The organism is Streptomyces sp. NPDC059861, assembly GCF_042731435.1.
Taxonomy (GTDB): domain Bacteria; phylum Actinomycetota; class Actinomycetes; order Streptomycetales; family Streptomycetaceae; genus Streptomyces.
The window spans coordinates 57,460-69,440 of sequence record NZ_JBHWJQ010000033.1 but is presented as its reverse complement, the minus strand read 5'-3'; the positions used below and the strand labels follow the sequence as shown (position 1 = coordinate 69,440).

The 11,981-nt window shown below is 67.8% G+C and carries 12 protein-coding genes; 8 read left to right on the top strand and 4 right to left on the bottom strand.

Translation table 11 applies throughout. The features are described 5' to 3' along the window. Nucleotides 1–164 precede the first annotated feature (164 nt). The 5 genes from ACFV6X_RS26175 (at nucleotide 165) to fmdA (ending at nucleotide 4,585) form a co-directional block, all read left to right on the top strand. Complete coding sequence (locus ACFV6X_RS26175; protein ID WP_385387322.1) at nucleotides 165–1,592, top strand: FGGY-family carbohydrate kinase; 1,428 nt, start codon at nucleotides 165–167, stop codon at nucleotides 1,590–1,592. A 129-nt stretch (nucleotides 1,593–1,721) separates the two neighbouring features. After that, nucleotides 1,722–2,150, top strand: coding sequence for a hypothetical protein (locus tag ACFV6X_RS26170; RefSeq protein WP_365443656.1), 429 nt, complete (start codon nucleotides 1,722–1,724; stop codon nucleotides 2,148–2,150). Nucleotides 2,151–2,257: 107 nt separating this feature from the next. Then, a complete protein-coding gene (locus tag ACFV6X_RS26165; RefSeq protein ID WP_365443653.1) occupies nucleotides 2,258–2,536 on the top strand; it encodes an FmdB family zinc ribbon protein in 279 nt (92 codons plus the stop codon). Nucleotides 2,537–2,632: 96 nt separating this feature from the next. Then, entirely contained in the window at nucleotides 2,633–3,286 is a 654-nt protein-coding gene (locus tag ACFV6X_RS26160) for an AmiS/UreI family transporter (protein WP_385387319.1), read from the top strand. Nucleotides 3,287–3,337: 51 nt separating this feature from the next. Beyond that, nucleotides 3,338–4,585, top strand: a complete 1,248-nt coding sequence (gene fmdA / locus ACFV6X_RS26155; RefSeq protein WP_365443647.1) for a formamidase — start codon at nucleotides 3,338–3,340, stop codon at nucleotides 4,583–4,585. A 100-nt stretch (nucleotides 4,586–4,685) separates the two neighbouring features. Here fmdA and ACFV6X_RS26150 read toward each other — a convergent pair whose 3' ends face one another. The 3 genes from ACFV6X_RS26150 to ACFV6X_RS26140 all read right to left on the bottom strand — a co-directional run bounded on the left by ACFV6X_RS26150 (nucleotide 4,686) and on the right by ACFV6X_RS26140 (nucleotide 7,740). Beyond that, nucleotides 4,686–5,456, bottom strand: coding sequence for an SDR family NAD(P)-dependent oxidoreductase (locus tag ACFV6X_RS26150; RefSeq protein WP_385387317.1), 771 nt, complete (start codon nucleotides 5,454–5,456; stop codon nucleotides 4,686–4,688). A 166-nt stretch (nucleotides 5,457–5,622) separates the two neighbouring features. Further along, nucleotides 5,623–7,062 (bottom strand): NADP-dependent phosphogluconate dehydrogenase, encoded by a 1,440-nt coding sequence (gene gndA, locus ACFV6X_RS26145; protein ID WP_385387315.1) that lies wholly within the window; start codon nucleotides 7,060–7,062, stop codon nucleotides 5,623–5,625. A gap of 255 nt (nucleotides 7,063–7,317) precedes the next feature. Continuing rightward, nucleotides 7,318–7,740, bottom strand: coding sequence for a hypothetical protein (locus tag ACFV6X_RS26140; protein WP_385387313.1), 423 nt, complete (start codon nucleotides 7,738–7,740; stop codon nucleotides 7,318–7,320). 621 nt (nucleotides 7,741–8,361) lie between these two features. Between ACFV6X_RS26140 and ACFV6X_RS26135 the strand changes: the two genes are divergently transcribed. The 3 genes from ACFV6X_RS26135 (at nucleotide 8,362) to ACFV6X_RS26125 (ending at nucleotide 11,004) form a co-directional block, all read left to right on the top strand. Beyond that, nucleotides 8,362–9,564, top strand: coding sequence for an epoxide hydrolase family protein (locus tag ACFV6X_RS26135; protein ID WP_385387311.1), 1,203 nt, complete (start codon nucleotides 8,362–8,364; stop codon nucleotides 9,562–9,564). A 521-nt stretch (nucleotides 9,565–10,085) separates the two neighbouring features. Next, the gene (locus ACFV6X_RS26130) at nucleotides 10,086–10,487 is read left to right on the top strand and encodes a hypothetical protein (protein ID WP_385387309.1); all 402 of its coding nucleotides are present in this window, start codon (nucleotides 10,086–10,088) and stop codon (nucleotides 10,485–10,487) included. A gap of 169 nt (nucleotides 10,488–10,656) precedes the next feature. Continuing rightward, nucleotides 10,657–11,004: an SsgA family sporulation/cell division regulator gene (locus tag ACFV6X_RS26125; protein ID WP_385387307.1), complete on the top strand. Its 348-nt coding sequence runs from the start codon at nucleotides 10,657–10,659 to the stop codon at nucleotides 11,002–11,004. A gap of 7 nt (nucleotides 11,005–11,011) precedes the next feature. Here ACFV6X_RS26125 and ACFV6X_RS26120 read toward each other — a convergent pair whose 3' ends face one another. Then, the gene (locus ACFV6X_RS26120) at nucleotides 11,012–11,695 is read right to left on the bottom strand and encodes a TetR/AcrR family transcriptional regulator (protein WP_385387305.1); all 684 of its coding nucleotides are present in this window, start codon (nucleotides 11,693–11,695) and stop codon (nucleotides 11,012–11,014) included. Nucleotides 11,696–11,981: the final 286 nt, after the last annotated feature.

The following is an 11,981-nucleotide window of genomic DNA, read 5'->3' as shown; positions in this document are numbered from 1 at the left end:
CCACCGCCTTCTTCCCCTGGGCCCCCTGCGCCCCGCGGGGGGGCGCCCCCCCCCGGGGGGCCGCCCCGCGGGGGGGGGGCCCCCCCACCCCCCGCATCGCCTCTTCACCCCTCTCACTTCCTGCCTGGACGACGGCGCCCGGGCCCCGCACCCCCGGAGTGGGCATGACCCGGTACTTCATCGGCATCGACAACGGCTCGCAGTCCTCCAAGGTCAGCGTCTTCGACGAACACGGCCACGTCGTCAGCGAGGGCCGCTGCGCCCTGCGCCCCTACGACACCCCGCGCCCCGGTGTGGTCGAGCACCCCGACGACGACCTGTGGACCTCGATCGGCACGGCCGCCCGGGCCGCGATGGCCGCCTTCTCCGGTGACCCGGCCGACATCGCCGGCGTCGGCCTGTGCACCATCCGGTTCTGCCGCGCCGTCCTGAAGGCCGACGGCACCCTCGCCCAGCCCGTCATGAGCTGGATGGACGCCCGCGTCTCCCGCCCCTACGAGCGCGAAACGCCCGACGCCGCCTACGTCACCACCTCCTCCGGCTACATCACCCACCGCATGACCGGCCGGTTCCGGGACACCGCCGCCAACTACGCCGGGATGTGGCCCCTCGACTCCGACACCTTCGACTGGACGGCCGACGACGCCGGGATCGCCGGGCTCGGCCTGGACCGGTCGATGCTCTTCACCCTCGTCCAGCCCGGCGACATCCTCGGCACCGTCACCGCGGCCGCCGCCGCCCACACCGGCATCCCGGCCGGCCTGCCCGTCGTCGCCACCGCCAACGACAAGGCGGTGGAGGCCCTCGGCTGCGGCCTGCGCTCCACCGACACCCTCCTCGTCTCCCTCGGCACCTACGTCGCCGGCATGACCGTCGGCAGCCGCAGCGTCAAGGACGGCGCCGACTTCTGGACCAACTACGCCGCCACCCCGCACGCCTACCTCTACGAGAGCAACGGCGTACGGCGCGGCATGTGGACGGTCAGCTGGTACCGCGACCTGCTCGGCGAGGAGGCGGCCGGTCCGGCGCGCGAGGCGGGCATCAGCGCGGAGGAGTACATCAACCGGCAGGCGGCCCTCGTCCCGCCGGGCTCCGACGGCCTCATCACGGTCCTGGACTGGCTCGCCCCCACCGAGGCCCCCTTCCGCAAGGGCTCCATCCTCGGCTTCGACGGCCGCCAGGGCCGCTTCCACATCTACCGCTCGATCCTCGAAGCACTCGCGCTGACGATCGGCGACACCGCCGGCAGGATGGCGGCCGAACTCGGCGCGGAATTCGAGGAAGTCGTCGTCTCCGGCGGCGGCTCCGCCTCCGACGTCATGATGCAGATCTTCGCCGACGTGTTCGGTGTCCCCGCCCGCCGCTGCGCCGTCGTCGGCGCCGCCGGTCTCGGCGCGGCCATCACCGCCGCCGTCGCCACCGGCACCTACCCGGACTTCGACACCGCCACGGACGCCATGGTGCGCCCCGGCGAGGTCTTCACCCCCGCCTCGGCCCCCCACGCCCTCTACGCGAAACTCCAGAAGATCCACGCCGAGGCCCGCCGACACACCGACGGCATCTACGAGAAGTCCTACGAGCTGTTCGGCTGAGATCGCGAAATGCACCTTTGTGAGGCTTTTCACCAGCAAATTCCTGGACGGGTACGCATCGCGGATTTACTTTCGCTGGAAAGAGCAGTGCGCACGAGAGGGGCAACCCCAGCCCGGAAGGTGGGACAAGTGAGCGAAAACGCCGTGTGGGTCAGGGGTGTGACCGGCATCCAGCTGCACCACGTCACTGATCTCCAAGACGCACGACGGTTCCTGGGCAACGCCGTCATGGCACTCCGCGCCGCCCATGTGAGGACCGGCGACACCCGGTTCTCCGGTCTCGCCGACCAGCTCAAGGCGGTGGTCGCCGAAACGCGGGACCTGGAGGGCCAGGCCCGGGACGGCATGCAGCAGCTCCACTCCACCGATCCGGAGCGGTTCGTGCGCTGCCGGGAGGGCGAGGAGCCCTGGCCGGACGAGCTGCAGGCGGGCTTCATCCCACGCCACACCTGCCGGGACGAGTGCCTCTACCACGACCGCGATGTGCTGGACGCCATCATGCAGTGCACCTGTGGCCGACCTCCGTGCCGCGCGTGCGCCATCGCGGGCGCGCCCTGACACACCCCAGGGGCGGCGGTGCGGGGGGCACCGCCGACCCGTCTTGACACGCGGTCGTCGCGGGCGTCCCCTTGAATGAGAGATGACTTCTCCGGCGGAGACAGTTCATGGCGACGTACGAGTATTCCTGCGACCGCTGCGGTTCGTTCGACGTGAAGCGGCCCATCGGCACAGCATCGGCCGAGGAGATCTGCCCGCGGTGCTCCAGTACCTCTCGCCGCGTGTACTCCGCGCCCGCAACTGCCCTCACGCCCCGCGCGGTCACGGCCGTGCGCGAGCGAGAGGAAAAGTCTCGGGAAAACCCCGTGGTGGTCACGCGGGGGCCTGCCAAGGAGGCAGCACCGAGGCCTGTTCATCCGGCCCACGCCCGGCTTCCCCGACCCTGACGGTGAAGTCCCGAACCGACCGGTCAGCCCTTCCTGGAAGGGTGTGAAGCGGCTTCGGCACCGCTGCCTCCCCAGAGGACCGGGAGGTGCGTTCCCTTGGCCAATGTCGGACTTCTCTTCGTGGGCGCAGTGCTGTTCCTGAACGGGCTGATGCTCCTGGGTAAGGTGGACAGCCGGTCAGCCGCGGTCTTCAATCTGTTCGTGGGCGGGCTTCAGGTTCTGACACCCACCTACCTCATCATCGCCGCGAACCAAGATGCCCAACAAATCCTGCTGGCATCCGGCATATTCCTCTTCGGTTTCACCTACCTCTACGTAGGGATCGGGCTGCTGATGGGGCTCGACAGCACAGGCGTGGGGTACTACTCACTGTTTGTGGCGATCGTGGCTCTGGGCTATTCCTTCGTCAGCTTCCGGCAGTTCGGCGATCAGCCCTTCGGAGTCATATGGCTCTACTGGGCGTTCCTCTGGTTCCTCTTCTTCCTCCTTCTGGGTCTGAAACTGGAGAGCCTGACGACCTATGTCGGCTGGGTGACCGCGATCGAGGGCTGGGTGACCGGCGTCATTCCGGCATTCCTGTTGCTGTCCGGTTACTGGGCTGCGGAGAACTACTACGAGATCGCGATCGCGCTGGGCGCGTTCGGCGTGCTGACCTTCGGCGGGCTGTGGTTCGCACTGCGCCACAGGCGGCCCGTGCCACCCGCGCAGGAGTACGGCACACCGGGCCATCCGGCCGGGAGCCACGGCTAGGCGCGGCGGGACGATCGCCGCTCACATCACAGAAGAACATGGGGAATTCACATGCCTGAGGTAATCTTCAGCGTCGACCAGTCCCGTTCGATGCGTGACCAGGAAGTACCGGGACACAACAGGTGGCACCCCGACGTTCCCAACGCGGCGATGGTCCGCCCTGGTGACGAGTTCCGCGTCGAATGCCGCGAATGGACCGACGCGCAGATCGGCAACAACGACTCCGCCAACGACGTGCGCGACGTCGACCTGAAGGCATGCCACATGCTCAGCGGTCCGATCGGCGTCGAGGGCGCGGAGCCGGGAGACCTGCTGGTCGTGGACATCCTCGACCTCGGGCCGGTACCACAGAAGGTCGGGGACGCGCCCGGTGAGGGCTGGGGATACACCGGCGTCTTCGCCAAGGCCAACGGCGGAGGCTTCCTGACGGACTACTTCCCCGACGCCTACAAGGCGATATGGGACTTCCACGGGCAGGTGGCGACGTCCAGGCATCTTCCCGGTGTCCATTTCACCGGCATCACCCACCCCGGCCTCTTCGGCACCGCGCCGTCCGCGGAGCTGCTGGAGCGGTGGAACAGGCGTGAGCAGGCCCTGATCGACACCGACCCCGACCGCATACCGCCTCTGGGCCTGACGCCCGACCCGGATGAGTCCCTCGCCGGCAAGGCGACCGGATCGGATGCCGAACGCGTCGCCCGGGAAGGCGCACGAACCGTTCCCGCGCGGGAGAACGGCGGCAACCACGACATCAAGAACTTCACTCGTGGATCGCGCGTCTTCTACCCCGTGCACGTCAAGGACGCCAAGCTCTCGGGCGGTGATCTGCACTTCAGCCAGGGAGACGGTGAGATCACCTTCTGCGGTGCCATCGAGATGGGCGGCTACATCGACTTCCACGTCGACCTGATCAAGGGCGGCATGGAGAAGTACGGTGTCACCACCAACCCCGTCTTCATGCCCGGCAACGTCGAGCCGCGGTACTCGGAATTCCTTTCCTTCATCGGAATCTCCGTGGATCACGACACCGACACCAACTACTACCTGGACGCGACGGTTGCCTATCGCCGCGCCTGCCTCAACGCGGTCGAGTACCTGAAGAGGTTCGGCTACACGGGGGAGCAGGCCTATCTGCTCCTCGGCGCGGCCCCCATCGAGGGACGCATCAGCGGAATCGTCGACATCCCGAACGCCTGCTGCTCCCTGTACCTCCCGACCGGGATCTTCGACTTCGACGTCCGTCCCACCTCGGAGGGACCGAGGTCCGCGGACCGCGGCCAGTGCGCGGTGGCGACCTGAGGCCGACCGGTCACGGCAACGCCGCCCCCGGCCGGGCCCTTCCTCCGGAGCCCCACCGACCGCCCGGAGACCAGGCCCGGCCAGGGGCAGCTCAGCGGTATCAGATGAGTTCCAGGCCGCCGTCGACGGTGATCACCTGGCCGGTGGCGTGGCGCCCGGCGGGCTCCGCCATCCGAAGGATCCAGTGGGCCATCTCTTCAGCGCTCGCGATGTGATGCGTGGGAATCCGGTCACGCTCGTAGGCGTACATGTCGTTGGCGGCCTCCTGGGTGAGACCGGCGTGCAGCATGACGTCCGTGCGCGTGGGACCCGGAGCGACGGAGTTGACGCGAACGCCTTCGCCGGCGAGTTCCAGAGCCCAGCTCCTGGTCATCTGCTCGATGGCCGCCTTGGTCGCCGCGTAGTGGGCGCCGCCCGCCATGGGGCGGTGGCCGTAGGTGCTGGAGAGGTTGATGATGGTGCCTGACGTCTGGCGCAGGTGTGGCAGAGCTTCGTGAGCCAACAGACTCGGCGCGACGATGTTGAGCGCGAGCAGGTCGAGGATCACCTGCTTGTCCGTCTCGGCCAGCGGCATGACCGCTGTCGCGCCGGCATTGTTGACCAGATAGTCCAGGCGCCCCCATTTCTCCACGGCACGACTGACGATCCTGGCGGGGGCTCCGTCTTCGCAGATGTCGACGGCCAGGACGTCGATGCCACCGGGATGGGCCGCGGCGGTTTCCTTCAAGGGCTCCTCGCGACGGCCGACGCCGAGCACGTGGGCGCCGGCCTTGGCGAAGGCGACAGCGGTGGCCCGTCCGATGCCGGATCCTGCACCGGTGACGATCGCAACGTGCCCGGAGATGTTGTGATCAACGGAGTTGACGCTCATGAAGAAACCCATTCGTTCGATGTTCGCTGTACGTCGAAACTGTGAGTACGAACTCCAGACAGCACAAACCGACGGTTTGTGACAGAACGGCGCCGGGCCAGGCGCCCGCTAACGCTCATCCGGTACAGGGCCAGGTCCTGGCACGCGGCTGCCGTCTCGTTCCGTACTACATCTGCGTCTCGGGGCGCTCAGGGTGCGCCCAGTGCGTGTGGAAGCTGCCGGGCTGATCGGTGCGGTGGTAGGCGTGGGCGCCGAAGTAGTCGCGCTGTCCCTGTACGAGGGCTGTCGGCAGGCGTTCGGCGCGCAGGGTGTCGTACGCGGTCAGTGCTGCGGCGAGGGATGGGACGGGAACGCCCCGACGTGCGGCCGAAACGATGGTCTCCCGCCAGGGGACCTGCGCCTCGGCGATCTCTTGGGCGAAGTGTTCCTCCGCGACCAGGCTGGTCATGTGCGGGTGGGCTGAGTAGGAGGCGCGTATGCGGTCGAGGAGGCCGGCGCGGATGATGCAGCCGGCCCGCCAGATGCGGGCCACGGCGGCGAGATCGGTCTTCCAGCCGTACTCGGCGGCCGCGTCCTGGATCATCGTCCAGCCCTGGTCGTAGGCGATGACCTTCGATGCATACAGCGCGTACTCGACGCGGGAGGCGAAGCGCTCGGCCTCGGTACGGCCGAGCGACGCGCTGGTGGCGCCCGGCAGACCGCGGTAGGCGGAGCGGAGGTGGTGCCGGCCGGAGGCGGATCGGGCGAAGGCGGCCTGGGCGACGGTGGTGACCGGCGAACCGAGGTCCAGTGCGGTCTGCACGGTCCAGCGGCCGGTTCCCTTCTGGCCCGCCGTGTCGGCGACGATCTCGACGAAAGGGGCGCCTGTGTGGGCGTCTGTGTGGGCGAGGACCTCGGCCGTGATCTCCAGCAGATAGGAGTTGAGCCGTCCCTGGTTGTAGGTCCGGAAGATCTCCGCCGTCTCCGCGGGCGTGTACCCGGCGATCTGCCGCAGCAGGTCGAATGCCTCGGCGAGAAGCTGCATGTCGGCATACTCGATGCCGTTGTGCACCATCTTCACGAAGTGCCCTGCGCCGTCGCTGCCGACGTGAGCACAGCATGGCTCGCCGTCGACCTTGGCGCTGATGTCCTCCAGCATGGGGCCGAGAACGTCGTAGGCCTCCACTGACCCACCGACCATGAGGGAAGGCCCGTGCAGGGCACCCTCTTCGCCGCCGGATATGCCGGCGCCGACGAAGTGGATACCGCGGTCGCGGAGCGCCTCCTCGCGGCGGCGGGTGTCGGCGAAGTGTGCGTTGCCGCCGTCGATGATCATGTCACCGGCGTCCAGGAGTGGCGCGAATTCATCGATCACCGCGTCGGTGGCAGCCCCCGCCTGTACCATGATCATCAATCGTCGCGGCCGCTCCAGCGTCGCCACGAGCTCCTTGGCGTCCACGGCCGGGACGAAGGAGCCCTCGTGCCCGAACTCCTCGATGAGCGCTCGCGTGCGTGACACGGATCGATTGTGGACTGCCACGGTGTAACCGTGCCGGGCGAAGTTGCGGGCGAGGTTACGGCCCATGACGCCGAGACCGGTGAGCCCGATGTGCGCTGTCGCATACATGGTGAGCGTGTTCCTTCGTCGAGAAGTGATGGGTCGCGCAGGCGGTTCGCCGCGGGTGTGTCGGCCGTTGACGGAAGTCGATGGGACGTTCCCGATGCCCCTGCTCAAGCCGACCGACGTCGGTGGACGCTGCCACATGGTTGGTACCGGCCTCCACCACACCGTTCAAGCCGTGGCGCGAGCACAACCTCAGCCGCGCCCCCATGATCAGTCAGCCGTGCCGTGCGCATCCGCGACCAGGGTTTCCGCAGCTCTTCAGGCTGCCTGCCGCGGGGGAAGGAAAGCGCCCGCCGTCTTCGGATCGGGCCACGGTGTGACAGTCTCTCCGGCGACAAGCCACCCGTAGGCGCCGCCGCGCCGCAGTCGCAGTTCGTAGAGGAAGGGCGCGGCGGCGTCGCTCATCCGACGGTAGAGAAGCGCGGTCGCGTAGTCGCCCTGCTCCTCGAGGTGCAGAATCTCGTACTCCGTGGACAGGGGCGCCTCACCCGCCCTGCCGCGAGCAGCGAACTCCGCGAAGACCTCATTGCGGGGAGCTGCCGCGATCGCCCCCTCCCGGGTCGGGAAGAGGATGGCCATGTCGTCCGTGTAGAGCTTCTCCATCGCGTCCATGCGGTAGTTGCTCCCGTCGTGCACGACACGCGAGATGAACTCCTGGATGGCCGGGGTGATGTCACTCAAGGCATTTTTCCTTCTGCTGGAACTCGGTTGCGCCCGTGGGTGGTCGACACAATGGGGACGACTGGCAGCAGCGTCACGGGACGGCTCTATTTGGTCGGGATGTGCACGCAGGCCAGGGAACAACACCCGTCTCGGCCGGCGCTCCGACCGGCGGAGCCTGCGTGATTCATGTCGATCACATCGTTCGACGTACAACGAACAACCTAACACGGCCGGCTTCACCTGAACCCTCCGAAGCACCGGTGACGACGCTCTCACCGACGAATACATCTCCGCTCGGCGAATACACGGTGTGACATGTGAGCCCTGCCACCTCGACCACCGATCGACGACTTCCTGGTGTTACGGTCGCGATGTTCGATGACTGACGAACACATCCCTGATGGTGCCAGGTGCCTTGTTTCCCTGCGCATACGGGTGATCGTCTCGGCCATCCCCGCGAGACAGGTCGCGAATCAGAGCCGGCCCTTTCCCGTTCTGACGCCGGCTGTCCGACGCACACATACCGACTGGAGTGAAAAGCGCATGACGAGTCGAGCTGCCAATCTCAGCCGTCGACGGTTGCTGTACGCCATGGGTGCCCTGGGAGCGGGGTCGGCCGCGTCCGCGATGACATCCGGAGTGGCCGAGGCCCTGGCCGGGCCGGGAACAGAGGCGACGGGCCTCACCGTGCCGCGACCCGCCAGTGGAGCGGTCGTGCCCATGAGACTGCACGTGCCGGAGCGCATGCTGCAGGACCTGCGGCACCGGTTGGACCTGACCAGGTGGCCGAGCGAGGAACTCGTGGACGACTGGTCGCAGGGAGCTCCGCTGTGGCGAGTCAAGCGGCTTGTCGAGTACTGGAGGCACCACTACGACTGGCGCCGCGTCGAGGCCCTGCTCAACGGGTTCGGGCAGTACCGCACCGTGATCGACGGCGTGAGCATCCATCTGCTGCATGCCAGGTCACCGCACCCCGGCGCCATGCCCATCATGCTGACGCACGGCTGGCCCGGTTCGGTCCTAGAATTCCGCAAAGTGATCCGGCGTCTGACGCACCCGACCGAGTTCGGCGGATCCCCGCGAGACGCCTTCCACGTCGTCACTCCGTCCCTGCCGGGATACGGATTTTCCGACCACCCGGATGAGCTGGGGTGGGGCCGTGTGCGGACGGCCAAGGCCTGGTCCAAGATCATGCCGCGCCTCGGATACGACCATTACCTTTCCCAGGGCGGGGACTGGGGCGCGGCGGTCAACGTTCAGTTGGGAGTCCTGCGACCCAAGGGGCTGCTGGGAATTCATCTGAACTTCCCTCAGATCGTGCCGCCCGACCTCGACCTCAAGCACCTCACCCCGGAGGAGCAGCTCGCGATGGGGCAGTTGGACGCGCAGGGGAAGCACGAAATCGGGTACCAGCTGCAGATGATGACCAGGCCCCAGACCGTTTCCTACTCTCTGGCGGACTCCCCCGTCGGTCAGGCAGCCTGGATCTACGAGAAGTTCGGGGTCTGGACAGACAGCAACAAGAATCCGGAATCGGTCCTCACCAGGGACGAGATGCTGGATGACATCACGCTCTACTGGCTGACCAGGACAGCCGACTCGGCGGCGCGCTTCTACTGGGAGAACTCCGACATCACCATGAACGCCGTAAAGATCGACCTTCCCATGGGCGTCACTCTGTTCCCCAAGGAGTTCTACACGCCGCCTCGCGCATGGGCTGAAAAGGCGTTCTCCCACCTCGTCTACTGGAACAAGGCGAGCGCAGGCGGGCACTTCGCGGCCTTCGAACAACCGAAGATATTCGCGGAGGAGATTAGCAGGTTCGGCCGGCTGTTCCGCTGACGACCTGCCAGGCAGCATGCTGCGCGCAGTACACAGGATGGGGCAGTCCGACATGTGGTCGTGAGGTCGATGTCGTGCCAGGCCATGGAACACAGGGCGCGGTGCGAACGGAGGCCGACGCGGGCAGCGCCGCAGCCCGGGCGGCAAGCGGTCACAACGCGCGCCGAGCACCACGGGCCCCTGCCCGCCCGCCTCGGGCCTGTGACCCCGCAGTGGACGGCGGCGGGCCTGTGCTTGGCCCTTGGCGCGCTGCTCATCGTCGTGTCCGCAGGGTCGGTCCGGGCACGCTCCGGGTTCCGCTCACGCAAGATCCCCGTCGAGCCCCGCTGACAGGGCGCGCTTCCATGCCGCTGTGCCTCGCAGACGGATCGCGAGAACCCTGTGTTTGCGCTGCACGCCCCCAAGCGGCCTGTGAGTAGCCTCACCAGGCATCGGACAGAACATGAGGGCCCCCTCAGGTAAGCTGGCGGCGTCTGAACATGAGGAACCCCTCCGGTTCCATCAACTCCCAGGAGACGACGATGAAAAGGTTCATCAAGCGCATGTCGGTCGTTGCCGCCTCTGCCGCGATCGCCGGCGGAGCCGTCCTCACCACCGGGGGCACGGCGTCGGCAGAGACCTCGGATGGTCCCGGGCGCCTTGTGTCCTCGTCCGTGCGACACGAGAGCCGTGACGGCCACGACCGGGACATGCGCGGGGAACGCGACGACGGCAGGCACGGACGCCGGGACCACTACCGGGACTGGCGGTACGACCACGACCACCGTGGTCACGACCGGTCCTGGCACCACGAGAAGCAAGACCGCTGGGACGGTCACCACTCGTTCCGCCTGGTGGACGGCCGTTGGGCAGACGTGACGCCGTACGCCCACGTGGCCGTGGAGCGCTGGCACATGGACCAGGTGCTCGCGTTCGAGCGCTGACGCGACGGCCCGAACGCGGGCCGCAATACGGGGGCGCGGCCGGTCATCGGCTGCGCCCCCGTATTGTGACAGGAGCATCGGAGTGACAGCCCATGGAACGTGCCGAACAGCGGAGATGGACCTGCCCGTACGTCTCGTACGGCGCTACGCGGAATCGGTACCAGTCCGGATGAAGTTGAGATACACCGCGCGGGACCCCTATGCCCTCCACGCGACTTTCCCCGTCGAGGAGTTCAGCGGGACGGTGGAGTGGGCCTTCAGCCGCGATCTGCTCGCCGAGGGGCTGACGCGCCGCGCCGGTGAGGGCGACGTGCGGGTGTGGCCGACGGCCGTCGGTCCCGGGCGTGACGTGCTGTACATCGCCCTCGGTCCGCTCGTGGATTCGGCCCTCGTCGAAGCCTTCCTGCCGGACCTGGAGACCTTCCTGCGCCGGACACAGTCGGTCGTGCCCCCGGGGGCCGAGTCCCAACGGTTCGACATGGACGCCGAACTGGCTCACCTGTCGGCCGGAAGCTGAACGCCCCTCAGCAGTCTTCGACGCAGCATTCCAACGCGTCGATGGTCTGCGCGACCTGCTGGGGACTCAGCGGAGGTTCGGGCAGTTCATGGGCACATTCGGCACGGAAGGCATCGAGCAACAGGTACAGGTGACGCCGCCACGCGCGGGGCGCGACCACGCTGGTCGCCTGGATGATGCCCTCCATGGACCAGGCGACGAACGCCATGTCCTCTCGCGTGACATCGGCGCGCACGGCGCCCTGCTGCTGGGCCCTCTGCAGGATGGTGCAGGCCAGTTCCTTTGCGCGTTCATTCATCTGTCCGCTGTTGGTGCGCGCGGGCAGGCGAGCGCCGGCCAGTGCGTTGAAGGCCCGGTCGCACGCCTGGAGTTCGCAGAAGCGCTCCAGGAACGAGCAGAACCCCTCCCAGGTGTCGTCCATGACGGCCGACGCCTCCGCGGCATCCAGCAGATAGGCGAACTTCTCGGCGAAGAGCTCGTCGACCAGGGCGAGCCGGGTGGGGAAATGCCGGTAGAGCGTGCCGATCGCCACGCCGGCCTCACGGGCGATTCCCTCCAGCGAGGCCTCCAAGCCCTTCTCGGCGAAGGCCACGCGCGCGGCCGCCACGATCGCGTCGCGGTTGCGCTGGGCGTCACGGCGTCGCGGTCGGGCTGGGGCGTCCTGCGGGCGGGACGCGGTTCGCTCGGTCACGAAGCCAGTCTAACATGAGGGGACCCTCCACATTGAGGCGCCGGGCCGGGCACCGCGCCTGCGCCGGCTCGGCGCCCCCTCCTGCCCCAGCCGGACTTCACCGTTCGCCCAGCTCAAGAACGGGCGCAGATCGTTGCTCTTGCTCGTCTGCTCGGCGATGGCCGAGCAGACGATGCGGTCATGATGCGGGGCGGACCGCTCGATGGACTGACCCTCGCAGGTGCGGCTGGGCGGTAGCGCGGCCTCATTCCGCATGAGCAGAGCCCGTTGTCCGCGGAGGGGGCAT